This window comes from Amycolatopsis sp. NPDC051716, assembly GCF_040681595.1.
Lineage (GTDB): Bacteria > Actinomycetota > Actinomycetes > Mycobacteriales > Pseudonocardiaceae > Amycolatopsis.
The window spans coordinates 36,242-62,652 of record NZ_JBFAZA010000026.1 but is presented as its reverse complement, the minus strand read 5'-3'; the positions used below and the strand labels follow the sequence as shown (position 1 = coordinate 62,652).

Genomic DNA, 26,411 nt, shown 5'->3' with positions numbered 1-26,411 from the left:
GATCGGTTCAACGCACGCGTTAGAGTGGGGACGTGACCGAGACGGGGCGCCGCGAGCGCAAGAAGGCCGCCACCCGGCAAGCCTTGGCGGACGCCGCGCTGGAGCTGTTCCTGGAGCGCGGCTACGACGCGGTCGGCGTGCGGGAGATCGCCGAGGCTGCCGATGTCTCGACGGCGACGCTGTTCAAGCATTTCCCCGACGGGAAGGAAGCACTGGTCTTCGACCAGGACACCGACCGCGAGGCCGCGCTCGTCGCCGCGGTCCGCGAGCGCCCCGCCGGGCAATCCATCCCACAGGCGCTGCGCCGGCTGCTGTGCGACGAGCGGTCCCGTCAGGTCCGCGAAGACCCGCGCTTCGCCGGTTTCCGCCGGCTCGTCGACACCACTCCGGCACTCCACGAACACTTTCGCCGCATGTGGGTGCGCCACGAGAAGGCACTGTCCGCGGCGATCGCCGCGGACAGTGCGCTCCCGGAGAGCGACCCCGGTTGTCAGGCGCTCGCCCATTTCGCTCTCGAAGCCGTCACCCTCGTCCACGGACGGGACGACGCCGAGGCCGCGCTCGACCGGATCTTCACCCTCCTCGACACCGGGTGGACCGGCATGACGAAGGAATCCTCAGGGCACGGTCACCGAACCTGACGGCGAACGGGCTGCTCAGTCGTTGGCCGCGCTGGTGTTGACTTCGCCGTTGACACCCTGGGGGAAGAAGCCGCCGGAAGTGGCGGCTTTGGGGGTCAGGTAGACGATGTTGAGGACCTGGCCGGGGGAGCGGCTGTAGGCGATGCCGTTGGTGTCGGTGGGGACGATGTTGACGTTGCCGTGGCTGTCGATGACGCCTTGGTCGTCGTCGCCGGCGCCGTCGAGGCTGTCGCGGGCGTCCGACAGCTTTACGGTGGCCTTGGCGTCGCCGCGCTGGTAGAGGGCGCTGCGGATGGTGGCGGCGTGGTAGGCCTCGACGGCGAGGATGCCGGCGGCGGCTTCGAGGTAGGTCTTGTTGGTGATGAGCGGGGCGGCGCCCTTGTAGGCGGTGACGCCGACGTCTTCGAAGAGGAACGCGGCGAGCAGGAAGTTTTCTTCGCAGGCGAAGGCGTCGAAGCTGCGGCCCGGCTTGACGAGGCCGGCGGCCTGGGCGGCGGCGGTGAAGCTGGACCGCAGGTCGATCGCGGGCCGGCTGACGGCGGCCGAGCCGAGTGCCGAGCGCAGGAACTGGACGTGGGCTTTCTCGTCGGCCGCGATCTCCTGGGCGTACTGGCGGGCGGCCTTGGTTTCGAAGCGGACCGCGCGGCCGCCGGTCACCCCGCCGCGGGTGCCGGTGCCGGTGGTCATGGCGTCGGCGAGGCCGCGGCCGGTGACGGCGTGCAGGTAGAACTCGGCTTCGAGGTACTCGAGGTTGAGGGCGAAGTTGAGGACGGCGCCATCGCTGACGGCGGCTTCTTCGGCAGCCGCGGCCGGGTGGGCCGTGGCTGCGGCGGCGGGGCCGGCGGTGAGCCCGCCGAGGGCGCCGGCGCCCACGACACCGAGCCCGGTCACGCCGGCGGCGCGCAGGAACCGCCGCCGGTCCTGCTCGTTCTCGGCGCTGCGGTTGATCATCGAAGCGGCATAGCGTTTGCCGAACACGTGCACTCCTTCCCGCCCGCGCGCGACTCTGCGCGACCTCGGGCGTGTCCCGCACGCCCCGGCATGGCCTCCCGGGTGCGCAGGATGGATCGTCGCTGACGTCTCCGGTTCGAAGCTGCTCGCCAGGCGGACAGGTCGAATTTCCCGGGCGAAAAAACGGCCCCGCCTTTTACCCGCTATCGGCGAGGAGAAACCCGGAGAAAAAAGAAAAATCAAGGCACTCCGCCACCCAATCCGGTGAGGATCTCGCGGCGAACTTGCACTGACGGGTGAAGATCGCACTTGAAGGGAGGTGAAATGCATGGATACTTCCCAGTCTGAGGACATACGGGTCGGCGAAGGCTCGATATTGGCCCGGGTACTGCTGGTCGCGGGCACCCTGGTGGGGTTCGCTGTCCTGGCGTTGCTGATGTCGGATACGGCCCACGCAGCCGAATCGTCCTCGCCGGACCATCCGGATCGGCCCGGTCTGCTGTCCGCGGTCGGGAAACCGCTGCGGGGCGCGCTCGAGCAGGCCCGGCCGGTCACCGACCTCGTGGAGCCGGTGCTCGCGCCGGTCGTGCGGCCGGTGGTCACGGCGGTGGCGCCGGTGTTGTCGGTGGTGCGCCCGGTGACCGAGCCGGTCCTCCGGCCGGTCCTGGACGCGGTCGCACCGGTGGCGCACGCCGTGGGAGCGGATCCCGCAAGCACGGTGGTCATCGCGGGGACTACGCGTCCCCGGGACGACGTCCGGCCCGCCCCAGCGGAACAAGCGGCTACGGCGACCACCGGACAGCCGGAGGCCGAAGCGGTCGTTTCGTCCAGGCAGCCGCGTGCGGATCGGCCGGCGTTCGCCGAACCCACCGCGAAGGACGCGGGTGTACCGGCCGGCTTGGCCCGGTCCGCCCGGATGTCCGGGCCGGACGGCGGCGGCAGCATGCCGCCGGCGCCGGAAGGTCTCGCAGCGAGCGGGACCACGTCGGCGGGCTCGGCCGGGCAGCACGGTGGTGAGTACGCCGTGACCGGGTCCGGGTCGAGCCTGCCGGGCACCGATCACGCTGGGCGGGCACCGCCGGGCGGGTGTGCGCCGCTGTACTGGCTGGTCTTCTACGGCAACGACCATCCGAGCTGACTTTCCCCTTCCACCACCAGAATCCATTGTGGACAGAAGGTAAGGAAAGGGAAGACATGCACAAGTACGTGCGACGCGGCCTGACCGCCGCGTTCATTTCCGGCGGGTTCGTCCTGCTGGGCAGCGCGGTGGCCAGTGCGGACACCGGCGATTCGGGCCCGCTGGGCGGGCTCGGCGGCACCCTGCACTCCGTGGTCTCCGGCGTGTCGGCCGGCGGCACCGGCGGGGACTCCGGTTCCGGCGGGAACGCGGGCAGCGGCAACACCGCTGTCAGCGGGAACTCCGGCAACTCGGGCGACTCCGGATCCACCGGGCACAACAGCGCCTACGGCGTGTGCGTGCTGGCGAAGTGCAGCACTTCGGTGTCCTCGGGCCACTCCGGGAACACGGGCGCGACCGGCTCGACCGGGAATGCCTCGAACACCAGCACCACCACGGGCGGCAGCTCCGGGAACGCCGGGCACGGCGGCTCCGGGGCCACCGCGGCTTCGAGCGAGAACACCGCGGACTCGCGGGGCGCCCGCGGCGTCCTCGGCTCGGTGACCGGTACCGCGAAGGGTGGCAACGGTGGCGACTCCGGTAAGGCCGGGAACGCCACCAGCGGCAACTCCGCGGTGTCCGGTGCCTCGGGCAGCTCGGGGAACTCGGGCTCGGCCGGTGGCAACAGTGCCTACGGTCTCTGTTTGCTGGCGCAGTGCTCCACCACGGTGATCTCGGGTGACTCCGGGAACACCGGCGCCACCGGCTCGACCGGTGACGCGGCCAACACCAGCACCACGACCGGCGGGAACTCCGGCAACGCGGGCCACGGTGGCGACGCCGTCGTCGTCAGCACCGCGACCAACTCCAGCGGTCACGGCTGGAACCGGCACGGCCAGGGCGGCACGACCGGCGTCCTGGGCGTGGTCCTCGGCTCCGCACGGGGTGGCAACGGTGGTGACTCCGGCGACGCCGGGAACGCCACCAGCCACAACACCGCGGTGACCGGCAGCACCGGCAACTCGGGTGACTCGGGCTCGACCGGCGGCAACACCGCCGTCTCCTCGACCCGCGGGCACGAGCAGCAGGGCCGCCACCACGGCGGCGGGAACCACCAGGGTGACCACGCGAGCACGACGGTCACCTCGGGCGATTCCGGCAGCACCGGTGCCACCGGCTCGACCGGTGACGCGGGGAACCACAGCACCACCACCGGCGGCAACTCGGGCCGGAGCGGCAACGGCGGCGACGCCGCGGTGATCGCCACCGGCTGGAACACCGTCGCGCACGCCCCGCACACCGTCTGACGGGTCAGCGGGAAGCACATGAGCGGGGCACCGGAGGAATCCGGTGCCCCGCTCCTTGCCGGGCCGAGCGGTGGGTCAGCCGACCGCGATGGCGGCGATCGGTGGCGTCGTCGGTTCCAGGGACCCGGTGGTGGGTTCGACGGTCACGGCGATCCCGTCGGTGACCTCGGGGAGGGCGGTGTCGACGCTGCCGCCGGAGGCGACCAGCCCGGCTGACCGGGGGCCGTGCGGCCCGGTCAGCCACACCTCGTAGGCGTGGCCGGCAGCCGGCCGCGGAAGGCCCTGGGTGGCGATGAGGGCTCTGCCGGTGCGTCGGGAGATCGTGGCCGTGACGGACCCGCCGCCGGCCGCGGTGGTCCGCACGGTGATCGCGTCGGGTGCGGCGGTCACCGCGTTGCCCTCGGCCACCGGCACCGGTGCGGAGCCCGGCTGGTCCAGCCCGATGCTGATTCCGCCGACCAGCGCCGCGGCCGCGGCGGCGACCGACGCGACACCGATCGATGCGCGCCGGCGCCACGGCGTGCGTGGCACCCGCGCGGCCGGCTCAACGGTCACCAGCGGCGGCAGCTGCCGCGTCCGGGAGACCACGGCGAGCACGCGCCGGCGCCGGTTTTCGTCCGGGTCGGCGGCCGCTGCGCCACCGAGGCGGGCGGCGGTCTCCTGGAAGCCGGCGACTTCGACGGCGCAGGCCGGGCACTCGATCAGGTGACGGGCGAAGGCGGCGCGTTCGAGGTCGGTGACCGCGTCGAGGGCGTACGCGCCGGTGAGAGCGTGGGCGTCGGCGGTCGTCATCAGTTCACTCCAAACAACGAGTCACGCGCCGCTGTCGTCGGCGTGTCAGGACAGGTTCGGGGCAGCCGGCCTGCGCAGATTGGTGCCGGGGGAGGGGAACGGGCATGATCCCCCGCGAGGGTCAGCGACGACCTGCGGTCCACAGTGGATTCAGCCCGGGTTCTCACCCATTCAGGTGGACGACATTGCGGAACGGTCACTGACCAATACCTGGACCCGGCGAGCCCCGAATGCTGGGTATGACCGCTACCGAACTCGACGCCCCAGCACTTCCGCCTTCCTCGGAGCGCACCCGGCTTCGGTTCTTCGCGGCCGCGTTCACCGGCATCCTGGCGCTGGCCGCCGCGCTGGCGGCCGGGCACCTGGTCGCCGGCTTCATCGGCATCAACGCCTCGCCCTACCTGGCCGTCGGCAACGGCGCCATCGACCTGACGCCGGTGGAGCTGAAGGACTTCGCCGTCCGCACGTTCGGCACCTACGACAAGCTCGTGCTGCTCAGCGGCATGGCCGTGGTGATGGTGGCGGCGGCCGCGCTCGCCGGCGTGCTGTCGCGCCGCTCGCCGGTGCCCGGGACGATCGTCATCGTCCTGTTCGGCCTGCTCGGCGGCTTCGCCGTGTCCCAGCGCCCGGACCTGACGAGCGTGGCGTTGCTGGCGCCGGCCGCCAGCCTGCTCGTCGGAGTCGCGGTTTTCCTGCTCCTGCACCGGATCGCCCCGCGGGTGTGGCGAGAATCCGGAGCAGGGGAGAAGAGCGGTACGTCCCGGCGGTCCTTCCTCCTCGGCGGCGCCGGCGTCGTCGTCGGAGCCGGCGCGATGGGCCTGGGCGGGCAGCTGATCAGCTCGGCCCGGGACGCGACGGCGTCACGGGAGGCGATCGGCAAGCTCGTCCCCGCGCGGACCGCGCCGGCCATTCCCGCCGACGCCGACTTCGCCAAGCTCGGCACCCCGCCGTTCCTGACGCCGAACGCGAACTTCTACCGGGTGGACACCGCGTTGTCGGTGCCGCAGCTGCGGGCCGAAGACTGGACGCTGCGGCTGCACGGCATGGTCGACCGCGAAATCCGTTACCGCTACGAGGACATCCGCAACCGGCCACTGATCGAGCGCACGGTGACCATGACGTGCGTGTCCAACGAAGTGGGCGGCGACTACGTGTCGACGTCGAACTTCCTCGGCGTCGACCTGGCCGACCTGCTCGCCGAAGCCGGCGTGAAACCCGGCGCCGAGCAGCTGTACTGCACCAGCGTGGACGGCTGGACCTCCGGCACCCCGGTCGCGGCGGCCCAGGACCGGGGCCGCGGGGCGATGCTGGCGATCGGCATGAACGGCGAACCGCTGCCGCTGGAACACGGCTTCCCCGCCCGGCTCGTCACACCCGGCCTGTACGGCTATGTGTCGGCGACGAAATGGGTCGTGGACATCGAAGTCACCACCTGGGCCGCGCGCAAAGCGTACTGGCTCAAACGCGGCTGGAGCCAGGAGGCCCCGATCAAGACGGAATCCCGGATCGATTCGCACCGCGGTTTCGCCAACGTCAAGGTGGGGAAGGTGCGGGTCGCCGGCGTGGCGTGGGCGCAGCACACGGGTATCGAGAAGGTCGAGGTCCGCGTCGACCAGGGACCGTGGCGGGAAACGACGCTGTCCCAGCAGGTCAACCTGAACACCTGGCGGATGTGGTGGACCGAGGTCGACATCCCGGCCGGGGTGCACCAGGTGTTCTGCCGGGCCACCGACAAAACCGGCTACACGCAGACCGACATGCGCGCCGGCACCGTCCCCGACGGGGCCACCGGCTGGCACAACGTCACCTTCACCGCGGCCTGACAAAAAGTTTTCCCGCCCGACCAATCCGGCTCGGGCCGGGCCCCGAATTACCGGCAGACAGCAAATTTCCCGCACGGGACAGCCGCTTTTGATTCCCCTCTTGGAGTGATTTCCGTGAACAAGCTTCGTATCGCTGGTATCGGCATGACCGCGGCCGCCGCCCTCGCGCTGACCGCGTGCGGCAGCAATGGCACCGCGTCGTCGGGCAGCTCCAGCGCCCCGGCTCCGGCTCCTTCTTCGTCGATGGCCGCGCCGTCCTCCAGCATGGCCGCCACCGATGGCGTGACGACCAACGCCGACGTCTTCGGCCCGGCGTGTTCGCAGCTGCCGCAGGGGTCCGCGCCCGGTTCGCTGGACTCGATGGGCCCGCAGCCGGTCGCTTCGGCGGCGTCGACGAACCCGCTGCTGACCAAGCTGGTGGCGGCGGTCAAGGCCACCAACCTGGTGGACACGCTCAACAGCCAGGAGGCCATCACGGTCTTCGCGCCGGCCGACCCGGCGTTCGCCGCGCTGGGTGACGCCAAGTTCAACGAGCTGGCCGGCAAGCCCGCCGAGCTGGCGCCGATCCTGCAGTACCACGTCGTCGGCAAGCGCTACGACGCCAAGGGCCTCGCCTCGGCCGGTTCGGTCGACTCGCTCAACACCGCCGGTGGCCCGGTGAAGATCGAGGGCTCGGGCGACAACATGACGATCAACGGCGCGAAGATCCTGTGCGGCAACATCCCCACCAAGAACGCCACGGTCTTCGTGATCGACAAGGTGCTGACGCCGGGCACCAACAAGTAAGGAATCCGTCCGGTCCCGCCTGAAATCCTCTTGCGGGCAGGTCCGGAACGTCGCCGTCGCGAGCCTGCTCGCGGCGGCGACAGCCATGTCCGCGCAAAACTCGATACCGCGTCGGGCCCACTGGACCCGGCGGCGGGGGACGCCGAAGCGGCGGCGCCCCGCCGATCGCCGCCACGGCCGGTTCACTCCCGGGCCGTGGCGGCGATCGGCCTTGGGAACACCGCCGGTACGGCCCACCGTGCACCCGAGCGGGGCTCACCAGGTGAGCGGGAGGGTGGCGATGTAGTCGGTGAGCAGCCCGGAGATGATCCGGTGGTCGTTGCGGGAGAAGTGCCAGTCGCACCCGAGGTGGTCCAGGCGCGGATCGTCGAAGTTCCAGAACCGGACCCGGCTGTCGCCTTGGGCGTTGCGATCCGAGACGACCTGCTGAGCCTGGCCGGCGAACAGGTTCGTCGCGCCGACGACGATGATCGTGCCGGCGCCGTACCGGGCGCGGAGCTTGTCGAGGAAGCCTTGGTAGGCGTTCTTGTAGGCGGCGTTGAGGCTGTCGGCGGTGGGCCAGGGCTCACCGGAGTGCAGGGCGGTGCTGAAGTCGTTGGTGCCCAGCGCGACCACGACCAGTTGCGGCCGCCAGGTGGCGGGGACCGGCCACGTTTCGGTGGAGACGTTCTGCAGGGTGCGGTCGTAGTAGGTGCGGTAGTCGGTGCCGGGTTCGCCGCCGTTGTAGTTACGCACCATGCCGCGACCGGAGTAGGCGTTGACCTGGTAGTCGGCGTTCAGGCCGCGGGCGGCGAGGGCGCCGTAGCTGATGTCGGTGTTGGTGTTGCGGTCGATCCCGCCGTTGGCCGAGCAGTCGCGGGTGGTGGAGAGATCGCCGTAGCCCGCGGTCAGGGAGTCGCCGATGAACTCGATCTGCCGGCTGCGGGCGGCGGGTTTCGCGAGGATCTCCCCGCCGGGTGCCGCGACGAAACCGTCGAACTCGCCGGCGACCCACGGGCTTTCGGTCCGTTTGACCAGCCGCACGCTGTGTTCGGCGTCGGTCAGTCCCCGGATCTGGCGGGTGGTGCGGCCCGGGGTGACCAGTGTGGCGACCGTGGTGCCGTCGACCTGGATGTCGTAGTCGTTCTGGGCGTCGTTGAGCACGACGTCCACGCCGGTGCCGCGGAAGCGGCCCTCGAAGGAGATGCCGGGCCAGGTGTACTGCGCGGCACTCGCCGTGGGCTTCACCCGGCCCACCGTGTACGCCCCGGCCAGCGCGTCCACCGGTGGTGGCGACGTGGTCGTCGTCGGGGGCACCGGGCCGCCGCACGGGGCGCCGTTGACGGCGAAGCCGGTGGGGACCGGGTTGGAGCCGGTCGACGAGCCGGTGAACCCGAGCCGGGTGCTCGCGCCGGTGCCGAGGGAGCCGTTCCAGGCGGCGTTGGCGACGGTCACCCGGTCGCCGGACTGGGTGGCGGTGCCGTTCCAGAGCTGGGTGACGCGCTGACCGGCGGCGAACGTCCAGGTCAGCTGCCAGCTCGCGACCGGATCGCCGAGGTTGGTGACGTCGACGTTCGCGCTGAAGCCGCCCGGCCACTGGCTGGCGACCGCGTAGTCGACCCGGCAGCCGGCTGCGGCTCGGGCGGCGGGCACCGCGCCGACGGTGACGGTGACGGCGGCGGCCACGACGGTCAAGACACCGGCGACGGCGGTGAGGCGGGATCGGCGGATGGTGTGCATCGGCGTTCCTCCGAGAACAGGCGATGGGACGGGCACGGCGGTGGGCGTGGCGAATCAAGCCGGTTCTGGAAGCGCTCTCAGGCCGAGTTTACCGGCCGGGCGCCGAACTTGACTGCCTCATCCAGCCGAACCGGCACACCGCGTCGACAACGACCCGACCGCGGCGACGGTCACCCGCCGGAGTCTATGAGACGGTTGACTCACAACGTCCGCCATGTCAGAATCCGCACTGTGAGACGACTGTCTCGCAGTGGGTGCCCGAGGGGATTGTCGTTGTCCGTTCAAGCATGGTTGCTGGTTTACGGCATGTTGTCCGCTTATTGCCTGGCCGGCTGCCTGATGGAGCATTTCGCGGTTTTCTCCGGGTGGCCGGCTGTCGGCGCCGAGGAGTTCCGGTCCGTCCAGACGACCCAGGGGCACGGCAGCGGCATCGTCTATGTGGTCCCGAAAACCCTGTTGACCGCGCTGGTGGTCGTCATGCTCGCCGGAGCGCCGGATGCCGTCCCGGATTGGCCGCTGTGGGCCGGTTTGGCGGCGTTGACGACGTCCTGGATTTCGTTCGTTCTCATTCAGCTTCCGATTCAGCTGCACATCCGGAAAACCGCCGATCGGGCCGCCATTGCCCGGCTGGTGCGAACCGATGGGATCCGGGTCATCGCGATGGTGGCTCATTTCGCCTTCGCCGTCATCGCCATCGCGGGGACGAGCTAACCCGTCTGGTCGTGCCAGGTTCCCACGCTGTCCACGAGCCGGCCGAGGAAGTCGTCGGAGGCCGGGGCTCGCTGCATGGTCGTGCGGTAGACGATCGGTCCCACGAGCATCGCCGTCAAGTCGGCGGGCTCGATGTCGGCTTCCAGTTCGCCGGCGGCGACGGCCGATCGGATGGCGGCGTGGATCCGTTCGGTGATCGTCTTGACGGACTCGTCGTGGGGGTGCGTGATCTGGGCATCCGTGAGTGCGGATTGCGCCAGCGTCAGCGAAACGGCGGCGACGGCGGGGATGGCGAGCTCGTCGGCCATCTGCCGAAGCTCTTGCCGCAGCCACCGGCGAACGGGCGTCTCCGGGGTGCGGAACAGCGGAAGGTCGGCGCCGCCCATGGCATCGAGCAGCAGCTGGTCGGTCCGGGGCCAGTGCCGGTAGACGGTGGCCCGGCCGACACCGGCTTCCTGAGCGACTCGCTGGTGCGTGACCGCGTCGAGGCCCTCCTCGGCCAGCAGCCGCCGGGCTGCGGCGAGCATCGCCTCCCGGCTGCGCACCGCTCGCGGATCCGCTGAGTAGCTCATCGCCGCATCGTACGAGACAAGTGCCTCATTGCTGGGGAGCGCGATCCCCGCCGCCGGGCCGGATCGCGTCGACGAGCAGGCGCACGAGCTGCTCCACGCTGACCCGCCACGTGTCCTTCGCCAGGTGACCGCTGAGTTCCATCCCCGCGATACCGTGCGCGCTCGACATCAGCAGGGCGCCGTAGCGGCCTGCGTCGGCTTCGCCGACCACGTCCGCGACCAGGACGAGAAACTCCTTTTCGAGGCGGCTCGCGGCCTCGGCGGCGGCCGGCGTGTCCGCCGGGGTGCTGAACATCAGCGCGTACCGGTGCGGCTGCCGCCGGGCGAGCCCGATCAGCGTCAGGATGCCCCACTCGAGCCGTGCCTCGGCAGCGGTGCCGGCGTCCGCGCGTGCTTGCTCGACGTCGTCCGCCAGCGAGTTCCACGCGTTGATCGCGAGCTGCGTCAGCAAGTGCTCCTTGTTCTCGAAGTGGCCGTAGGGGGCGCCACGCGAAACTCCGGCTCGCGCTCCGACCGCGCGGAGGGTCACCGCGGCCGGTCCACCCTCGTCCAGCAGCTCGGAGGCAGCACGGACGAGAGCGTCTCGGGTGGCTGCGGCGCTCGCGGCTCGGGTCATGCGGGTCAGTCTATTTGACAATGTCAGCCGAGTTCAGGACAGTCGTTGATATGACACTGTCATATGAGTTGCCCGATCTCACGGGACGCACAATCGTCGTCACCGGGACGACCTCCGGCCTCGGCTTCGCCCTCTCCGGTGCACTGGCGGCAGCCGGTGCCCGCGTCCTGATGACCGTTCGCGACGCCGAGCGCGGCGCGGCCGCCGTCGAGCGGGTGAGGGCGGGCTTCGAGGGCCCCGGATCGGCCGAGTCCGTGCTGCTCGACCTGGCCGACCTCGCCTCGGTGCGCGCCGCCGCCGCGGACATCCGGGACCGCACCGGAGACCGGGTCGACGTGCTGGTCAACAACGCCGCCGTGTCGCTGGGGCCGCACGCGCGGACCCGCGACGGGTTCGAGCTGCAGTTTGGGACCAATCACCTCGGCCCGGCCGCGCTGACCTGGCTGCTGATGCCGGCGCTGCGGGCCGCCGGAACCCTCGGGCGGCCCTCCCGGGTGGTGACGACGTCGAGCCTGGCCCACCGCACCGGCGGGCTCGATCTGACCGACCTGGACTGGGAGCGCCGGCGCTATTCGCCCACGCGGGCCTACGGGGCCTCGAAACTGGCGAACGTGCTGTTCTCCGCCGAACTCGACCGGCGGTTGCGGCTCGCCGGCGACCCGGTGCTGTCGATCGCCGCCCACCCCGGGCTGACGGCCTCGGACCTGCTGAACAACGCCCTCGCCCGCGGCAACACGTGGAAAGCCCGCCTGCTCGTGCTGCCGGACCGCTGGGTGTCCCAGCCGGTCGCCGCCGGGATCCGGCCCCAGCTGCTCGCGGCCACCGGCCCGGTGCGCGGTGGCGATTACCTGGGCCCCACCGGGCCGTTCGAGATCCGCGGCCCGGCCGGACCCGCACGCCGCTCGGCGGCCGCGCAGGACCCGGCGCTCGCCGGCGAGCTTTGGCACGCCACGGCCACCGCCACCGGAATCACCCCGGACCCGGACGCATGACGCCGAGCCCTGGACAGGCGCGGTCTCGTCGCGCGGCCCGGTATTGACTGGCCCGGATCGAGGCGAAGTTGAGTGAGCCCGGCCGGATGCAGGTGCTGCAGGCGATGTGCAAGACCAGCCCGGCTGACGCTGGTGAGCAGTTGGGCAACGTGAAGTGCCCGGTTTTGATCATCGAGGGCAGCGCCGACCCCGATGGGGCCGACCCTCGTGCAGAAGGCGAGAAGATCGTCGCTGACCTGCCCCCGGCCGGGCCTGAGGACCCGCTGACCGCGGCGCTCGGCCGGGTGCTGGCTTAGCGGGCGGCGATGCTGCACGGATTCGCGACACTGGAAGCGGCCAGCGGGTTCCGGATCGACGCGGACGTCGAAGACAGCTTCACCTGGTTGGTCGACTTCGTCGACCGCGGACGGGTTCCGGTGACGCGCCGAGCGCGAGGAACCCCGTTCAGCCGGCCGGACAGGCGGCCCCGTTCACGGTGAACCCGGTCGGAGCGGGGTTCGAGGCGGCGGATGATCCGTTGAACCCCGTCGTGAACGCTTCGCCCGGCTGGAGATCCGTTTTCCAGGACGGAGCCAGGGCGGTCAGCCGGTTCCCGCGTTGGGTCCAGGTGCCGTTCCAGCCTTCGGTCAGTCGCTGACCGGCGGTGAACGTCATGGCCAGTGACCACGAGCGAAGAGTGTCGGATCCGCGATTCGTGATCGTCGCCGAAGCGGTGAAACCGTTCGGCCAGGAATGTTCGATCGCGAAGTGGACCGAGCAGCTCGGCCGGCCCGGCGGGGTCATCGGCGCGCTGCCCGGGCTGGTGGCGGAGTTCGGCGCGCTCGGCCGGCTCCGCTCCGTCGACGGCGGTGTTGCCGGGGTGCGGGTAGCGCTTTCCGAGACCGGCTTGGCCGGGTGAGAGGGTGCCGGCACGGGGGATCCGGTGGTGCTCGACGAGTCGGCGGCCAGCACCGTATCCGCGGAACTCGGGGAAGACGGGCCCGGGGTCGCGGTCGCCCGCGGCAGGGACACGAAGGGGAATCCGGAGTGCGGCGGGTTCGACGGAGCCGCCGTGGCGCCGATCCAGGCGACGACTCCACAGACGACAGCCGTGACGCCGAGGGCCACCGCGGCTTGTACGCTCCTGCGCCGCTTCGCGGGAGCCCGATGAGCCAGGTCTTTCCCTTGGCGGCTGCCGGGTTCCCGCCTTTCGGGAGAGGCGTCGATGACACCGCGGCCAGGGGCTTCCGCGCCGGTCGTCCTTCGCGCGCGCTGTCCCGCGGTACGAAGAAGTTCTTCCACCGAGAGCTGCTCGTCCTTCCGGTGCCCAGGGGGCATCACCACCGAACCTCCAACGTTCGAACAGCCCTTCCGAATGGTCACCGTCGACCGGTGCGAACAATTCGACCGCAGCACGGACCGCCTTCACCGCGGCGAGCGCGGAGAAGGTGACTTCCTGGGAATTGCTCCGTCTGGGGGAGTGGGGCTGACGGGGAATCTTGCGGCTCCCATGATCGCATACTCGTCGCCTCGAGGCAGCGACCGACCTGCCGATCCGTTACGCCCTCGACGAGTTGCGCCGAAGGATCATCCGAGCCTTGCTCGCCAAGCCAAGTGTCCATTGCGGAATTCGGCTCATTTCACAAGCGGCGATCAGCCTAATCGGCGCTGGGCCGACGAAACGTACTTGTGTCGAACCGCTAAAAATAACAACGCCACAACGGGCGACTCAGGTGAGCCGGGCCGCGGGCGGTGGCTCCGGGCGGGCTTCCCAGCCGAGGTGCGCGGACACCTTCGCCGCCGCCTTCGCGGTGATCCGGCCCGCGGTGTCGAGGCGTTCGCCGAGCCGTTCGGCGGGAGCGGAGATGTTCACCGCGGCGACGACCCGGCCGCGGAAGTCGCGGATCGGCGCCGAGACCCCGACCAGACCGGCCTCGAACTCCTCCCGGACGCGGGCGTAGCCGTCCCGCCGGGTTTGCTCGATCTTCGCCCACAGCTCGGGCAGTGAGTGCACTTCGGACCGTGGCCGGTCGTCGGCCAGGGCCGGGAAGCGGACGTAGAGCTCGTCGGGGGTGGCGTCGAGCAGCAGGACACGGCCGGCCGACGTGCAGTGGGCCGGTACCCCGCGGCCCTCCCAGCCGTGCACCCGGAAGGAGTGCCCGGACACCGACAGCAGCGTCAGGACCTCCTGGTCGCGCAGGACGCAGAGGTGGCTGGTTTCCTCGAGCTCGGCCGACAGCTCCCGCATCACCGGCTCGGCGGCCCGGGCCAGCCGGTCCTCGACCGTCCGGGCGACCAGGGAGAACAGCCGCCAGCCGAGCCGGTAGCCCAGCGTGTCCGGGTCGCGCTCGACGATGCCTTCCTCGGCGAGGGCCTTGAGGGCCCGCGAGACCTGGCTCTTCTCCCGGCCGGTGAGCTGGGCGAGGCGGACGACACCCAGTTCGCCGGCGCGCTGGGCCTCGGGGGAGGCGAGTGCCTCCAGCAGGTCCAGGTCGCGGCGCAGGCCGTGCCCCTGCTGCCGGGCCCCGTCGTCCGGGAGTGTCATGTCCCCGAAATTAGCAACCGTCCGCGAGCGCGCGAGTTGGCGTCAGCGCAACCCGCGTTGCAATGTCCGGCCGGACCTTGTCCGCGGTTTCCGCGCGCTCCTACCGTCGATCCCGCCGCACTCCCCATCGACCTGGAGCCCCCATGACTTTCGCGTCCACCGCGCTCATCGGCGAAGCCTTCGTCGGCGAGGGCGCCAACGCCGCCCACACGAACATCGTGCTGGGTCGCCGGGGCGGCCCGGTGGAAGCCGCGTGGGCGACCGCGCTGGCCACGCCGAGCGCGGGCCACGTGCCGTTCGTGACCGTGCTGCGCCCGTCCGTGCCGGTGCAGCCGCCGACGCTCTTCGTGCCCAAGGCCGCCGCCGGGACCGGCCTGCACCAGCGGGCCACCTGGGGCGCCGCGCAGGCCGGGCTCGCCCGGGGCGTGGCCGACGCCGTCGAGGCCGGCGACCTGCCCGCGGGCGAGGCCGGCGCGCTGCTGGTCATCGCCGCGATCTGGGTGAACCCCGACGTGAACGACCTCGACGAGGCCTTCGCGAACCAGCGTCTCGCGGCCTTCCGGGCGATCCGCGCCGCGGTGCTCGGCACACCGACGATCGACGTCGTGCTCGACGCCGCGCGCACCGGGCCGGCCAACCCGTTCTACGCGCCGGACCCGGAGGTGCTGGCCCGCACCGCGCCCGAGCTGGCGGCCATCCGATGAAGATCACCGCCATCGCCCTCGACCGGCTGCGGCTGGAGCTGGCCCCGCCGCTCGCCGCGGCCTGGGATCCGGAACCGCGACGGCACTTCGACGCCACGATCGTGCGGGTGCACACCGACGACGGCGTCACCGGCATCGGCTCCGGCGACACCATGGCCGGCTTCGAGGCCGTCGAGCACCTGTTCCTCGGCGAAGACCCCCTGGACATCGTGCGGCACGTCAAGGCCATCGAGACCGCCAACTTCCACGGCGGCCGCTACTGGCCCCTCGAAGCCGCGCTCTGGGACATCATCGGCCAGGTCGCCGGCCTGCCGGTCGCGACGCTGTTCGGGAACTCCGCCCGTTCGCTGCCCGCGTACGCCTCTTCGGCCGAGCTCAAGCCGCCGGCCGAACGCGCGGAGACGGCCCTGCGGGCCCGCGAGGCCGGGTTCCGGGCGATGAAGATCCGGATCGACCGGGACCGCGCCGACGAGGGTGTCGCCGCCGTGACCGCCGTCCGCGACGCCCTCGGCCCGGACTTCGGCATCATGGTCGACCTCAACCAGTCCTGGCGGATGGCCGGCGACACCGCACCCGCGTCGGACCTGGTGAAGACCCGCAAACTGGTGCGCCGGCTGGCCGAGCTGGACGTGTTCTGGGTCGAAGAACCGTTGCCGTACAACGACATAGCCGGCTTCAAGGCGCTCCGCGCGGAAAACCCCGGCGTGCGGATCGCGGCGGGGGAGATGCACCATTCGGTGCCGGAGCTGCTGCGCTACCTCGAAGAAGACGTCCTCGACGTCTACCAGATGGACGTCGTGCTGGCGGCCGGCATGCACCGGGCCCGGACGCTGGCCGAGCTCGCCCAGCTCAAGCACCGCGCGTTCACCCCGCACAGCTGGACCAACGGCATCGGCGTGCTGGCCAACCTGCACGTCTCGGCCGGGGTCGGCGGCGGTCCGTTCTTCGAATTCCCCTGGGACCCGCCGGGGTGGACGCCCGAGCGCCGCGACTTCATGCTCGCCGAACCGGTGATGATCACCGCGGCCGGCGAACTGGAGGTCCCGCAGAAGCCCGGCCTGGGGATCGACCTCGACGAGAAGGCGGTGCAACGGTGGCGGATCTGACCCACCAGGACTGGCTCGCGGCGGCGGAGCGGCTGACGCCCGAGACCCGGCCGTTCCTCGGCGGCCGGCACGTCGAGTCCACTTCGGACGAGACGTTCCCGAGCGTTTCTCCCCGGGACGGCCGCGTGCTCGCGCACCTCCCGGCGGGCAGTGCCGAGGACGTCGACCGGGCCGTGCGGGCGGCGCGCGAGTCCTTCGAGGACGGACGCTGGCGCGACCTGCCGCCCCGGGAGCGCAAGTGGATCCTGCTGCGCTGGGCCGAGGCGATCACCGCGCACAGCGCGGAGCTGGCCCTGCTCGACACCCTCGAAATGGGCAAGCCGATCAGCGAGTCGCAGCGCGTCGACGTCGCCAAGACCGCCGAGACGATCGCCTGGTACGCCGAGACGATCGACAAGACCTACGACCAACTCGCGCCGACACCGGGCGACGCGCTGGCGTGGATCACGCGCGAGCCGCTCGGCGTCGTCGGCGCGGTCGTGCCGTGGAACTACGCCCTGCTCATCGCGTCCTGGAAGCTCGGCCCGGCCCTGGCCACCGGCAACTCGGTGGTGCTCAAGCCCGCCGAGCAGACGTCGCTGGCCGCGCTGCTCCTGGCGAGGCTGGCGAGCGAGGCCGGCCTGCCGGACGGCGTGCTCAACGTCGTCCCGGGCCGCGGCGAGGTCGTCGGGCAGGCCCTCGGGCGGCATCCCGGCGTGGACAAGATCGCCTTCACCGGCTCCGCCGAAGTCGCACGGCTGTTCCAGGTCTACGCCGGGGAGTCCAACGGCAAGCAGGTGGCGGTCGAGGCCGGCGGCAAGTCACCGCAGCTGATCCTGCCGGACGCGGACCTGCCCGCCGCGGCGTCGGCGGTCGCGTGGGGCATCTTCTACAACGCCGGCCAGACGTGCAACGCCGGCTCCCGGGTGATCGTGCCCACCGCGCTCAAGGACGACCTGCTCGGCGAGCTCGTGAAGCTCACCGGGGAGACGTTCCGGCCCGGCGACCCGCTCGACCCGGCGACCGTGCTCGGCCCGCTCGTCGACGACGTCCAGCGCGACCGCGTCCTCGGCTACCTCGACACCGCCCGGGCCGAGGGCGGGAGGATCGTGCTCGGCGGCCGGTGCGACGGTCTCGCGATGGAACCGACCATCGTGGACGATGTCCGGCCTGGAACGACGATCGAGCGTGCCGAGGTCTTCGGGCCGGTGCTGTCCGTGCTGACCTACGACGGTTCGCCGGAGGAAGGCGTCCGGCTGGCCAACGACACGGACTTCGGCCTGGTCGCGTCGGTCTGGACCCGCGACGTCACGACGGCCCACCGGGTCGCGAAGCGGCTGCGCGCCGGCACGGTGTGGATCAACACCTTCGACGCCGGCGACGTCATCACCCCCTTCGGCGGCTTCAAGGCCACCGGCGCCGGCCGCGACAGGTCGTTGCACGCCCTCGACGCCTACACCGCTCTCAAGACCACCTGGCTCAACCTCCCGGAGACCTAGCATGAAGATCGGATTCATCGGCCTCGGCAACATGGGCCGGCCCATGGCCCGGCACCTGATCCTCGCCGGCCACGACGTCACCGTCCACGACGTCCGCTCCGAGGCGGCGCTCGAACACCTCGACCTGGGTGCCCGCTGGGTGGACAGCCCCGCCACCTGCGCGGACGGCGTCGACGTGCTCATCACGATGCTCCCGGCACCCCACGTCGTCGAGGACGTCCTCCTGCGCGGCGGAGCGGCCGAAGCGCTCTCGCCGGGCGCGCTCTGGATCGACATGTCCACTTCCACGCCCGCGGTGGCGCGGCGCGTCGCCGAAGAGGTCCTCGACGCGCGCGGCGTCCGGCGGCTCGACGCGCCGGTCAGCGGCATGGCGCGCGGAGCCGAGGCGGGCCTGCTGCAGATCTTCGTGGGCGGCGACGCGGGCGACTTCCGCGAAGTGCTGCCGCTGCTGGAAATCCTCGGCGACCCGGAGAAGATCCTGCACGTCGGCGCGGCCGGGCACGGCTACACCGTCAAGCTGATGATCAACCTGCTGTGGTTCTGCCACCTGGTGGCGGCGTCCGAGGTCCTGGCCATGGGCGTCAAGGCGGGCGTCGACCTGGGTGTGCTGCGCTCGGCGCTGCTGGCGAGCCCGGCCGCGTCGCACTTCCTCGAGAACGACGTGCTGTCCGTGCTGGCCGACGGCGACTACGACGACTCGTTCGCGATGGTCCTGGCCTGCAAGGACCTCGGCCTGGCCGCCGACCTCGGCCGCGACGTCGGGGTGCCGGCCGAGCTTTCCGCGCTCGTCGAGCAGATCTTCTGTCGCGCGCGAGCGGCCTACGGCGACCTCGCCGGGGAAATGAGCCCGATCCGCCTGTACGAAACATGGGCCGGCCAGGACTTCCGGCTGCCGTTGCCCAGCTTCCCGGCCGTCTGAAGGAGGAGACCAGCATGCGCCTGTCCGTCGAGCCGGCCGGCCGCACCGAATACGGCCCCGGCGTCGTCGCCGAGCTGCCCGATTTCGTCGACGGCTTGGGCCACAGCCGGGTCTTCGTGGTCACCGACCGGGGGTTGCGAGCCACCGGGATCGTCGAGCGTGTCGAGAAGATCCTCGCGGCCGCCGGGATCGAGCACGCGGTGCACGAGGACATCGGCCCGAACCCGTCCACGGCGGAACTCGACCGCGGAGCCGCCGCGCTGCGCGGTTTCGGAGATTCGGTGGTGCTCGCGCTGGGCGGCGGTTCGGCACTGGACGCGGCCAAGGGCATCTCCCTGCTCGCCGGAAACCCGGGCGCCTCGGCCGCGGACGCCGAGCGGCTGTGGGACGCCTCCGACGGCCTGCCGCTGATCGCCGTCCCCACGACGGCCGGCACCGGGGCGGAAACCAACGGGTTCGGCGTCACCGAGGACGTCCGCGCGCGCCGGAAAGTCTACATCGGACACTCCTCGGTCAAGCCGCGGATCGCCGTGCTGGACCCGGAACTGACCCTCGGGCTGCCCGCCCGGATCACCGCGGCGACCGGCTTGGACGCCCTGGTCCACGGCATCGAATCCCTGGCCTCACGGGGATCCACGCCGTTCTCGGCGGCCTACGCCGCGCAGGCGGTCGGCCTGGTCGGCCGCTGGTTGCCGATCGCCTACCGCGACGGTGGAGACCTGCAGGCGCGGTCCGAGCTGATGCTCGGCGCGCACCTGGCCGGGCACGCGCTCACGTTGTCCGGCCTCGGCCTGGTCCACGGCATCGGCCACGCGCTGACCGCGCACACGGGCACCCCGCACGGTGTCGCGCTGGCCGCGGTGCTGGAGGAGGTGATGGCGTTCAGCGCACCGGCCGCCGCGGCGGCGTACGAGGTGACGGCTCGCGCGCTGCACGTAGGACCGTCGGCGGACTGGGCCGACGCGGCGGTTCTCGCGGTTCATGAGATCTCGGGCGCGATCGGGATCAAGCGCCCGTTGCGCGAACTCGGCGTCGCCCTCGAGGACATCCCGGCGATAGCGGCGGCCGCGGTCGCCGACGTCGTCACCGAGAACGCGCCGCGCCTGCCCTCGGAGGCGGAAGTCGCCGAACTGCTGCGTTCGGTGTACTGAGCTCCTTTCGCGGTAAAAGAACGAAGACAGGTTGACTCAGCCAAAGGGGATGGCATGTAATCGACACATGCGCATTTTCCTCGGATTGGGCATCATCGGCATGGTTTTCGTCGCCGGCTGCGCTGGTGGCGTTCACAATCACTCCGGAAATTCGTCCGCGAATACATCGACCCCTGCTGCGATGTCGTCGTTCACCACCACGGACCGCGCTTGGATCGAGATCACCACAGCCATGGACGAGCAGCTTGTTCCGATGCTCGACCTCGTCGACAGTCACACCGGAACCGCGGCTGCCCGCGACCTCGGTCGAAAGGCCGACGCCTCGACGAAATCGGAGCTGCTGGATCTGCGGCGGCTGCACGATCAGGCCGGCCTCCCGGCGGAGAACCCCCACAAGGGAATGGAGATGCCCGGGATGGTTTCCTCGAGCCAGATCGCGCACGCCGGCGCTTTGCGCGAGGCGGACTTCGACGGCTACCTCAAAAAGTGCCTGCGCGATCACCTGGAGCAAAAGGAACGGTTGGCGCTCGGCGAGAAGTCGTCCGGCAAAGAGCCGCAGACCGTGAGCCTCGCTTCGCGAGTCCTGCAAGAACAGGGCCGGCTCTCCGCGCTGGTCGAATAGCTGCACCGGCGGGGTGGCGGGCCGGCGCGATCAGGCCGGACGTTGAGCCGTCACCACGCGGCGTCCGGTCGCACCGCGCGCGGGACGCCGCGTCCTGAGCTCGTCGATCGACCACTTGCCGGCTCCCACGACCCTCGGCTTCCGCTGAACAAGCCGAAAAGCGTATCGGCTCCGTGAAAAACGAACATTCCACTCACGCTCACGCGCACGAGCGGCCAAGCCTGGAGTGATTTTTCGGGTGAGAGCACGTCATTTCTCCCTGGATTCCGAGACGGAGGCCGCCGTGCCGGCCGATCGGGACGGCACGGCACGGCGGCCACTTGCCGTCGCTCTCAGCCGCCGGTGAAGCTCGGCGTGGTCCCGCACTTCGCGTTCTGGTTCAGGCAGGTCTTGACCAGTGCGGCCAGTTTGACGTGGTCCCAGCCGTTCATGAAGTCACCGTGCATCGACGACGCCATTCCCGAGGACAGCGCGAGGCCGTCGCCGCCCAGGATGTCGTAGTTGACCATGTACGAAAGGTTCGGCACTGCGACCGGGTAGTTTCCCTGGCACTTGCCGGCGACCGGGTCACCCATGTGCGACTTGTGGTCGGGTGAGTCGATGTGCTTGCCGTCCCAGCAATCCTTGAACACGAGCTGGTAGATCAGGTTCCCGCCAGGAGCGCAAACAGGCCAGTTCCCGTCGGCGCTCCGCCCGACCTCGGCGCTGCCCGCGCACCAGAACTGGTTTCCCTGACCCTTCTGGGTGGGTACCTGCAGCTTGGCATCACCCTGCACCATCACCAGTCCCGGCGGGAACGGCCGGACGGCCGACGGGTCGGAGACCCGGGAACCGTAGTAGACGCGCATGCTCTTGAACGGAACGGCCACACCGTTCCTCTGCAGCTGCGGTACCCAGTAAGCGGCGTTGTCACCAGGGGAGTTGCACGTCGTCGACCCGGCGGCCAGCAGCGCTTCCGTTGTCATGAACGCGTCGTTCCTCGGCCCGAAGAACGTGTGCATGTGGGAGGCGCCGGACAAGCGGGGGAAGACGATCGCGTCGTCCTTGGCTTCGTTCGCGATCGTGCAGTCGGTGTGGAACTCGGGGACCCTCGTCGTCCCGGCCGGCACCGGTGGCGGCACGATTCCCTGGTAGTCGGTCAGTTCGCGCTGGTACCGGGCCTGGTCCACGTCCACCCAGCCGGCATCCGCCGCGACAGAGTTGCCTGAAGCGGCAGCGGAGCCCGGTTCGTTGGTTTCGCTCGCGCCGGCTACGAAGGCGGTGCTTCCGGCCAGCGCAAGAGCGAGGGCAGCGGTGAGCACGGCCCGGGTCCGGAGCCGGGGCTGTCGAGGTCGACAACCGGTAGCCCGGTTTAACCTATTTCGCATAGGAATCTCCTCACTTTGGTTGCGAAATGTTGCAGAGGCACTGCGAAGATCTGAAGTAATGCAATCGTGGAGGCGGCACGGTTGCCGAGGGAGCGCACGATCGCGCTGACAGCGATGAACGGCTGAAACGCCTGGACGCCGTTTGATATCGCTCGCGAAAACGGCAGTCTACTGCCGGGGAATGGTGTTACCCCGCGACCGCGCCGGAGTTCCGCGGGAATGACTCGATTCCGCGGACACGGGACACCACTCGGCCGGTGCGAACGGCGGATGCGCCCCTCGGGCGCGGTCGGTGGTGCTGTGGCGCTGTGGCGCTGGGGCGCGTCGTGGTCGGGAGAACGTCCTTGATCTCATCGAGCCCACCTGGTCGGTCGTGATCCATACGCCGAGGCGAGCGCACGGCTCGCACCGGCATTCGGGTGAGGTGGCAGATTTACCACTGAAGCTTCGTCACGCCCCGTGAGCGAACCGACGGGCGTGACGTTCGAAGCAGTGGGGCATCAACCAACCCGAGATGCTGGAGTGTTCCAGGTGGCGGCCGCGGAACCGGTTCCATCGAGGCAACTGCCAGTAAACCGCCCGCATTGGGGTGTCGTCAAGACGCTCGGCGGCAAATTTCCCACCAACGCGGTCGGTCGCGGACCGTGTTGGCGGGACCTGTCCAGATCGGCCCGGGCGTCCGCCTGCCGGCGAGGCGATCGCGGGGCCGATCGAACAGAGGGCCAGGGAAACCGCGGTGGGGGCCGCAAGAAGATGCCGACGTGGCGGCAGTTCCTGCGCACGCAGGCCAGACCGCGGGGATTCGCGTGAACGCCATCAGCCCCGGCTACATTCGCACCAGGCCGGGGCAAGCGGACGCCGAAGCCTTCCAAGCCGCCGGCATCCCGCTGCGCCGCGTCGGACGACCCGAGGAGGTCGCCGCGGCCACCCTGTTCCTCGCCTCCGGCGACAGCAGCTACATCACCGGCAGCGAGTTGTTCGTCGACGGCGGCCGCACGCGGGTCTGACCCCCACCGTCCACACCGGACAACCGGACGCGCGGCCCTGGGAGTGCGCCCATGCCAGAGCGGCGGGTGACCGGACAGCCGGCTTTCGGCCGTCCGGTCACCACGTGCGCCTTCCGGGATCAGGGGAGCCGGCCCACCTCCGCGTCCGTCAGCGCTTTGCCGGCCACCGCGACGTCGTCGACCGCGCCGCGCCAGAAGTCGACGTTGCGGCCGTCGTACTTGGCCCGTCCGACCGTGAACGCGCCGGTGCTGACGAGGGCCGGCCCGGCCGGGGCCGTCGCGACCTTCACACCGTCCACGTAGAGCCGGATCTCGTTGCCGGCCCGCACACCCGTGAGCTCGTACCAGCGGCCGAGCTCCGGGACGACTTCGTACCGGGCCCGGTTGCCGCCGGGCGTGCTGAAGGCGAACGCGCCCTGCCCGTACTGGAGGTAGAAGGGGCTTTCCCGCTCCCTGCCGTCCTGGCTCACCGCGGTCGCGTAGTTGCCGGGCACCTGGTCGAGCCGCACCTTCGCGGAGACGGTGTAGTCACCGGTCGTGTCGACGACCGGGCCGTAGGTGTCGGCGGAGCCGCCGGTGAACTGCAGCGCGCCGTCCTTGAACGCGGCACCGGCCGGGGTGAGCGTCAGCGGGTTGTCGCCGCCGCTGGAGTCCCTCGCGGTCGTTCCCCGGCGCTCGTCGAGGTTCCAGGCACCCTTGCCCGCGTACGGGTACGGCTTGCCCGCGTCGGCACCGGCCGCGATCACCCGGCGGTTGATCTCGCGGACCGGACCCGGGTCGACCTTGAGGCGCTTGCGGTCGTACGTCCAGAGCCCGTTCAGCTCGCCTTCCAGGTCGGTGACCTGCGTGTAGACCGACGCCGACAGCTCGGCGCGAGCCTGGCCGAGGTAGAACGTGCGGGTGTTGTCGACGTACTTCGCCGTCAGCGCCGCCTTGTCCGCCACGCCGCTGTAGATCGCGATCGGCGCACCCGGCCACTGGTGACCCGGCGTGCGCAGCGTGAAGCCGCCGTGCTCGCCGTCCATCGCGACGCGCTTGCCGTCGGAGCGGGCCGGGTCGGTGTTGTTGTAGTCGTGGTGGTCGATGACGTCGCCCGCGCCCGAGTCGCCCTTGGAGGCGCAGCAGTTCACCCCGCTGTGGGCGTTGACGATCCGGCTCGGGTCGGCGGCCTTGACCTGGTCGGTGATCCGGCCGGTCGCGGCCTTGTCCCACTCGCCCCAGCCTTCGTTGAACACGATCCAGGCGTAGACGGACGGGAAGTTCTGCAGCTGGTGCATCTCTTCCAGGCCCTGGCTGAGCCACGCCTGCTGCGCCGCGGGGTTGTTGCCGTCCTCGACGGACACGAAGTCCTGCCACACCAGCAATCCGAGCTGGTCCGCGTGGTAGTACCAGCGGGCGGGCTCGACCTTGATGTGCTTGCGGACGGCGTTGAAGCCGAGGTCCTTCTGCGCCTTCAGGTCGAAGACGAGGGCCTCGTCGCTCGGCGCGGTGTTCAGGCCGTCCGGGTAGAACCCCTGGTCCAGCTGCATCAGCGAAAAGAACGGCTTGCCGTTGAGCGTCAGCTTCGGCGTGCCGCCGACGTTCGTGATGCCGGTGGACCGCATGCCGAAGTAGCTCTTGACCTTGTCGCCGCCCAGCTTGATCTCCAGCTGGTACAGGTACGGGTCGTCCGGCGTCCACAGGTGCGGGTTCGGCACCGCCAGCTTCAGGTTCGCGTTCGCCGGTCCGCTGACCGTGCCGACCTGACGGCCGCGCGCGTCCTTGGCGACCGCCGTGACGATGGCGTTGCCCGACGACTTGACGTTGACAGCCAGCGAGCTGGTGGTCAGGTCGGGCGTCGTCTTGATCTCGTCGATGCCCTGGGCCGCCACCGGCTCCAGCCACACCGTCTGCCAGATGCCCGACGACGGCGTGTAGAAGATGCCGCCGGGGTTGGCGGACTGCTTGCCCTTGGGCTGGTACGGCCCGGTCGTGTCGGTCACGGCGACGACGATCTCCTGCTCGTCACCGCGCTTGAGGGCGTCGGTGATGTCGGCGCTGAACGCCGTGTAGCCGCCGGTGTGCTCCGCGACGGGCTTGCCGTTCACCCAGACCTTGGCCTGGTAGTCGACCGCGCCGAAGTTGAGCTTGAGGCGCTGCCCGCCGCCGATGTTCCAGTCACGCGGGACGGTCACCGTGCGGCGGTAGAACATGTGGTCCTCGTGCCGTTCGAGCCCGGAGAGCTGCGACTCGATCGGGTAGGGCACGAGCACCTTCTCGGGCAGCCGCTTGCCGAACGTGGGCTGCTGGCCTTCCTTGGCGGCCGAGAACTCCCACGGGCCGTTGAGGTTGACCCACTTGTCGCGCTCGAGCTGTGGCCGCGGGTACTCCGGCAGCGGGTGGCGCGTGTCGGCGTTCTCGCCCCACGGCGTCCGGAGGCGTTCGGTCGAGGCGTTCGCGACGATGCGCCCGGCCTTGCCGATCTTCGTGCCGTTCACCGCGAGCGCGCCCGCGCCGTCGTAGTAGAGCGTGACCCGCTGGCCCTTCAGGACCTTTTCGGCCAGCTGGATCGTGGCCCGGGTGCGGGTCGCCGTGACGACCGAGACCGGCATCGGCGTCGCGTCGACCTCGATGCGCAGGTGGTCTTTCAGGTCGCCGGTCCCCGAGACGCGGCCGTCGAAGTCGGCCGTGAGCGTGCGGCCGTCCCGGGAGATGTCCGCCGTGCGCGGCACGACCTGGTAACCGGCCGGCGGCGTGAACGCCGAGAGCGGCACGATCTGCTTCGCGATGGCCGCGCTCGACCAGCGCAGGAACATGTTGGCGCCGCCGGTGTCCTGGAACATCTCCAGCTTGAAGTCGTACTGCTTGCCGGCGGTCAGCGTGACCGGCGTGCTGGTCTGCTCCTTGTCCCAGTCGCCGACCCAGTGGTCGATCACCGGCGTGCCGTCGATGAAGAGCCGGAACCCGTTGTCACCGATGGCGTAGAAGGTGTAGTCGCCGGTCTGCGGCACGGCGAGCTGCCCGGTCCACCGGGCGGTCGTGTTCTCGGTGCGCCCGGCGACCAGACCGAAGACCGAGGTCAGGTCGGGGTGGTCGACCTCACCGTCGAGCGCGGTGCCGGCCAGGTTCGCGAAGTCGTGCGCGCCCGGCGCCGACGGGGTGAAGTACTCGGCCTGCAAGCCGTGCACCGGCTCGGCGGCACCGGCGGGTGGCGTTCCCGACGCCACGCCCAGCCCCACGAGCAGGGCGAGGAAGACGGAAGCGGCTCTTCTCATCGGCGGGACCCTTCATTTTTACAACGTTGTAAAACGTGCTGAGGTGATCCAATCAGACAAGTCGGACCGCCATCTACCGCCGAATGTCGGTATCTCGGCGCCCGACTGCCGAATCTCGCTGCCGCCGGCATGGGTGCCGGCGGGACTCGGGGAGGCTCTGCTGTTTCCAGTGAATCCGGCGAGCCCGCTCGGCGCGGGCTCTGCTGCAGCGTGCGGCAGGTGAGTCGCATGTCGCGGCGGCGAAGGCCAGGA

Annotated in this window: 26 protein-coding genes; 17 read left to right on the top strand and 9 right to left on the bottom strand. The window is 70.6% G+C overall.

Translation table 11 applies throughout. The features are described 5' to 3' along the window. Nucleotides 1–32 precede the first annotated feature (32 nt). The gene (locus tag AB0M30_RS30910) at nucleotides 33–641 is read left to right on the top strand and encodes a helix-turn-helix domain-containing protein (RefSeq protein WP_364590793.1); all 609 of its coding nucleotides are present in this window, start codon (nucleotides 33–35) and stop codon (nucleotides 639–641) included. A 15-nt stretch (nucleotides 642–656) separates the two neighbouring features. Here AB0M30_RS30910 and AB0M30_RS30905 read toward each other — a convergent pair whose 3' ends face one another. After that, nucleotides 657–1,619, bottom strand: coding sequence for a ferritin-like domain-containing protein (locus AB0M30_RS30905; protein ID WP_364590790.1), 963 nt, complete (start codon nucleotides 1,617–1,619; stop codon nucleotides 657–659). A 301-nt stretch (nucleotides 1,620–1,920) separates the two neighbouring features. Between AB0M30_RS30905 and AB0M30_RS30900 the strand changes: the two genes are divergently transcribed. Both AB0M30_RS30900 and AB0M30_RS30895 read left to right on the top strand, forming a co-directional pair. Continuing rightward, entirely contained in the window at nucleotides 1,921–2,730 is an 810-nt protein-coding gene (locus AB0M30_RS30900; protein WP_364590787.1) for a hypothetical protein, read from the top strand. Between the two features lie 56 nt (nucleotides 2,731–2,786). Then, nucleotides 2,787–4,016 carry a hypothetical protein gene (locus tag AB0M30_RS30895; RefSeq protein WP_364590784.1) on the top strand — a complete coding sequence of 410 codons (1,230 nt, stop codon included), beginning with the start codon at nucleotides 2,787–2,789 and terminating at the stop codon, nucleotides 4,014–4,016. A gap of 75 nt (nucleotides 4,017–4,091) precedes the next feature. On the opposite strand, the gene AB0M30_RS30890 is transcribed toward AB0M30_RS30895, so the two are convergent. Continuing rightward, nucleotides 4,092–4,808: an anti-sigma factor gene (locus AB0M30_RS30890; protein ID WP_364590781.1), complete on the bottom strand. Its 717-nt coding sequence runs from the start codon at nucleotides 4,806–4,808 to the stop codon at nucleotides 4,092–4,094. Between the two features lie 239 nt (nucleotides 4,809–5,047). On the opposite strand from AB0M30_RS30890, the gene AB0M30_RS30885 reads away from it, so the two are divergent. Both AB0M30_RS30885 and AB0M30_RS30880 read left to right on the top strand, forming a co-directional pair. Beyond that, entirely contained in the window at nucleotides 5,048–6,631 is a 1,584-nt protein-coding gene (locus AB0M30_RS30885; protein WP_364590778.1) for a molybdopterin-dependent oxidoreductase, read from the top strand. A 114-nt stretch (nucleotides 6,632–6,745) separates the two neighbouring features. Beyond that, entirely contained in the window at nucleotides 6,746–7,417 is a 672-nt protein-coding gene (locus AB0M30_RS30880) for a fasciclin domain-containing protein (protein ID WP_364590775.1), read from the top strand. A 255-nt stretch (nucleotides 7,418–7,672) separates the two neighbouring features. On the opposite strand, the gene AB0M30_RS30875 is transcribed toward AB0M30_RS30880, so the two are convergent. Continuing rightward, nucleotides 7,673–9,136 carry a cellulose binding domain-containing protein gene (locus tag AB0M30_RS30875; protein ID WP_364590772.1) on the bottom strand — a complete coding sequence of 488 codons (1,464 nt, stop codon included), beginning with the start codon at nucleotides 9,134–9,136 and terminating at the stop codon, nucleotides 7,673–7,675. Nucleotides 9,137–9,409: 273 nt separating this feature from the next. Between AB0M30_RS30875 and AB0M30_RS30870 the strand changes: the two genes are divergently transcribed. Beyond that, entirely contained in the window at nucleotides 9,410–9,847 is a 438-nt protein-coding gene (locus tag AB0M30_RS30870; RefSeq protein ID WP_364590769.1) for a hypothetical protein, read from the top strand. Here AB0M30_RS30870 and AB0M30_RS30865 read toward each other — a convergent pair. Then, complete coding sequence (locus tag AB0M30_RS30865; RefSeq protein ID WP_364590766.1) at nucleotides 9,844–10,419, bottom strand: TetR/AcrR family transcriptional regulator; 576 nt, start codon at nucleotides 10,417–10,419, stop codon at nucleotides 9,844–9,846. The genes AB0M30_RS30870 and AB0M30_RS30865 overlap by 4 nt on opposite strands. Before the next feature lie 25 nt (nucleotides 10,420–10,444). After that, the gene (locus AB0M30_RS30860; RefSeq protein WP_364590763.1) at nucleotides 10,445–11,035 is read right to left on the bottom strand and encodes a TetR/AcrR family transcriptional regulator; all 591 of its coding nucleotides are present in this window, start codon (nucleotides 11,033–11,035) and stop codon (nucleotides 10,445–10,447) included. Nucleotides 11,036–11,085: 50 nt separating this feature from the next. Between AB0M30_RS30860 and AB0M30_RS30855 the strand changes: the two genes are divergently transcribed. From AB0M30_RS30855 to AB0M30_RS30845, 3 genes are all read left to right on the top strand, one after another. Next, a complete protein-coding gene (locus AB0M30_RS30855; protein WP_364590760.1) occupies nucleotides 11,086–12,027 on the top strand; it encodes an SDR family NAD(P)-dependent oxidoreductase in 942 nt (313 codons plus the stop codon). A gap of 86 nt (nucleotides 12,028–12,113) precedes the next feature. Further along, on the top strand, nucleotides 12,114–12,323 hold the full coding sequence (locus AB0M30_RS30850; protein WP_364590757.1) for a hypothetical protein: 210 nt from the start codon (nucleotides 12,114–12,116) through the stop codon (nucleotides 12,321–12,323). Nucleotides 12,324–12,332: 9 nt separating this feature from the next. Beyond that, nucleotides 12,333–12,506: a TetR-like C-terminal domain-containing protein gene (locus AB0M30_RS30845; protein ID WP_364590754.1), complete on the top strand. Its 174-nt coding sequence runs from the start codon at nucleotides 12,333–12,335 to the stop codon at nucleotides 12,504–12,506. Here the strand turns inward: AB0M30_RS30845 and AB0M30_RS30840 are convergent. After that, nucleotides 12,472–12,810: a cellulose binding domain-containing protein gene (locus AB0M30_RS30840; RefSeq protein ID WP_364590751.1), complete on the bottom strand. Its 339-nt coding sequence runs from the start codon at nucleotides 12,808–12,810 to the stop codon at nucleotides 12,472–12,474. The genes AB0M30_RS30845 and AB0M30_RS30840 overlap by 35 nt on opposite strands. Here AB0M30_RS30840 and AB0M30_RS30835 point away from each other — a divergent pair. Further along, nucleotides 12,704–12,925 carry a hypothetical protein gene (locus AB0M30_RS30835; RefSeq protein ID WP_364590748.1) on the top strand — a complete coding sequence of 74 codons (222 nt, stop codon included), beginning with the start codon at nucleotides 12,704–12,706 and terminating at the stop codon, nucleotides 12,923–12,925. The two genes, AB0M30_RS30840 and AB0M30_RS30835, sit on opposite strands and share 107 nt — an antisense overlap. Nucleotides 12,926–13,735: 810 nt before the next feature. On the opposite strand, the gene AB0M30_RS30830 is transcribed toward AB0M30_RS30835, so the two are convergent. Further along, nucleotides 13,736–14,551, bottom strand: a complete 816-nt coding sequence (locus tag AB0M30_RS30830) for an IclR family transcriptional regulator (protein WP_364590745.1) — start codon at nucleotides 14,549–14,551, stop codon at nucleotides 13,736–13,738. Nucleotides 14,552–14,694: 143 nt separating this feature from the next. Here AB0M30_RS30830 and fae point away from each other — a divergent pair, with 143 nt between their 5' ends. From fae to AB0M30_RS30800, 6 genes are all read left to right on the top strand, one after another. After that, nucleotides 14,695–15,255 carry a formaldehyde-activating enzyme gene (gene fae, locus AB0M30_RS30825; RefSeq protein ID WP_364590742.1) on the top strand — a complete coding sequence of 187 codons (561 nt, stop codon included), beginning with the start codon at nucleotides 14,695–14,697 and terminating at the stop codon, nucleotides 15,253–15,255. Then, nucleotides 15,252–16,361, top strand: a complete 1,110-nt coding sequence (locus AB0M30_RS30820; RefSeq protein WP_364590739.1) for a mandelate racemase/muconate lactonizing enzyme family protein — start codon at nucleotides 15,252–15,254, stop codon at nucleotides 16,359–16,361. Before fae ends, AB0M30_RS30820 begins: the two co-directional genes overlap by 4 nt. Further along, entirely contained in the window at nucleotides 16,349–17,839 is a 1,491-nt protein-coding gene (locus AB0M30_RS30815) for an aldehyde dehydrogenase family protein (RefSeq protein ID WP_364590736.1), read from the top strand. The genes AB0M30_RS30820 and AB0M30_RS30815 overlap by 13 nt, the downstream gene beginning before the upstream one ends. Before the next feature lies 1 nt (nucleotide 17,840). Continuing rightward, nucleotides 17,841–18,758, top strand: a complete 918-nt coding sequence (locus tag AB0M30_RS30810; protein WP_364590733.1) for an NAD(P)-dependent oxidoreductase — start codon at nucleotides 17,841–17,843, stop codon at nucleotides 18,756–18,758. A gap of 14 nt (nucleotides 18,759–18,772) precedes the next feature. Beyond that, nucleotides 18,773–19,909, top strand: coding sequence for an iron-containing alcohol dehydrogenase (locus tag AB0M30_RS30805; RefSeq protein ID WP_364590730.1), 1,137 nt, complete (start codon nucleotides 18,773–18,775; stop codon nucleotides 19,907–19,909). 67 nt (nucleotides 19,910–19,976) lie between these two features. Continuing rightward, a complete protein-coding gene (locus tag AB0M30_RS30800; protein ID WP_364590727.1) occupies nucleotides 19,977–20,531 on the top strand; it encodes a DUF305 domain-containing protein in 555 nt (184 codons plus the stop codon). Nucleotides 20,532–20,863: 332 nt separating this feature from the next. Here the strand turns inward: AB0M30_RS30800 and AB0M30_RS30795 are convergent, their stop codons facing one another. Beyond that, nucleotides 20,864–21,706: a DUF1996 domain-containing protein gene (locus tag AB0M30_RS30795; protein WP_199191597.1), complete on the bottom strand. Its 843-nt coding sequence runs from the start codon at nucleotides 21,704–21,706 to the stop codon at nucleotides 20,864–20,866. Between the two features lie 836 nt (nucleotides 21,707–22,542). Between AB0M30_RS30795 and AB0M30_RS30790 the strand changes: the two genes are divergently transcribed. Further along, nucleotides 22,543–22,905, top strand: coding sequence for an SDR family oxidoreductase (locus tag AB0M30_RS30790; RefSeq protein WP_364590724.1), 363 nt, complete (start codon nucleotides 22,543–22,545; stop codon nucleotides 22,903–22,905). Between the two features lie 119 nt (nucleotides 22,906–23,024). Here AB0M30_RS30790 and AB0M30_RS30785 read toward each other — a convergent pair whose 3' ends face one another. Continuing rightward, a complete protein-coding gene (locus AB0M30_RS30785; RefSeq protein ID WP_364590722.1) occupies nucleotides 23,025–26,159 on the bottom strand; it encodes a LamG-like jellyroll fold domain-containing protein in 3,135 nt (1,044 codons plus the stop codon). Nucleotides 26,160–26,411 lie beyond the last annotated feature (252 nt).

Coding starts and splice junctions, on each gene's coding strand:
- AB0M30_RS30900 (WP_364590787.1), top strand. CDS start 1,921: ATGGATACTTCCCAGTCTGAGGACATACGGGTCGGCGAAGGCTCGATA.
- AB0M30_RS30895 (WP_364590784.1), top strand. CDS start 2,787: ATGCACAAGTACGTGCGACGCGGCCTGACCGCCGCGTTCATTTCCGGC.
- AB0M30_RS30890 (WP_364590781.1), bottom strand. CDS start 4,808: ATGACGACCGCCGACGCCCACGCTCTCACCGGCGCGTACGCCCTCGAC.
- AB0M30_RS30885 (WP_364590778.1), top strand. CDS start 5,048: ATGACCGCTACCGAACTCGACGCCCCAGCACTTCCGCCTTCCTCGGAG.
- AB0M30_RS30875 (WP_364590772.1), bottom strand. CDS start 9,136: ATGCACACCATCCGCCGATCCCGCCTCACCGCCGTCGCCGGTGTCTTG.
- AB0M30_RS30865 (WP_364590766.1), bottom strand. CDS start 10,419: ATGAGCTACTCAGCGGATCCGCGAGCGGTGCGCAGCCGGGAGGCGATG.
- AB0M30_RS30860 (WP_364590763.1), bottom strand. CDS start 11,035: ATGACCCGAGCCGCGAGCGCCGCAGCCACCCGAGACGCTCTCGTCCGT.
- AB0M30_RS30855 (WP_364590760.1), top strand. CDS start 11,086: ATGACACTGTCATATGAGTTGCCCGATCTCACGGGACGCACAATCGTC.
- AB0M30_RS30850 (WP_364590757.1), top strand. CDS start 12,114: ATGCAGGTGCTGCAGGCGATGTGCAAGACCAGCCCGGCTGACGCTGGT.
- AB0M30_RS30845 (WP_364590754.1), top strand. CDS start 12,333: ATGCTGCACGGATTCGCGACACTGGAAGCGGCCAGCGGGTTCCGGATC.
- AB0M30_RS30840 (WP_364590751.1), bottom strand. CDS start 12,810: ATGACCCCGCCGGGCCGGCCGAGCTGCTCGGTCCACTTCGCGATCGAA.
- AB0M30_RS30830 (WP_364590745.1), bottom strand. CDS start 14,551: ATGACACTCCCGGACGACGGGGCCCGGCAGCAGGGGCACGGCCTGCGC.
- fae (WP_364590742.1), top strand. CDS start 14,695: ATGACTTTCGCGTCCACCGCGCTCATCGGCGAAGCCTTCGTCGGCGAG.
- AB0M30_RS30820 (WP_364590739.1), top strand. CDS start 15,252: ATGAAGATCACCGCCATCGCCCTCGACCGGCTGCGGCTGGAGCTGGCC.
- AB0M30_RS30810 (WP_364590733.1), top strand. CDS start 17,841: ATGAAGATCGGATTCATCGGCCTCGGCAACATGGGCCGGCCCATGGCC.
- AB0M30_RS30805 (WP_364590730.1), top strand. CDS start 18,773: ATGCGCCTGTCCGTCGAGCCGGCCGGCCGCACCGAATACGGCCCCGGC.
- AB0M30_RS30800 (WP_364590727.1), top strand. CDS start 19,977: ATGCGCATTTTCCTCGGATTGGGCATCATCGGCATGGTTTTCGTCGCC.
- AB0M30_RS30785 (WP_364590722.1), bottom strand. CDS start 26,159: ATGAGAAGAGCCGCTTCCGTCTTCCTCGCCCTGCTCGTGGGGCTGGGC.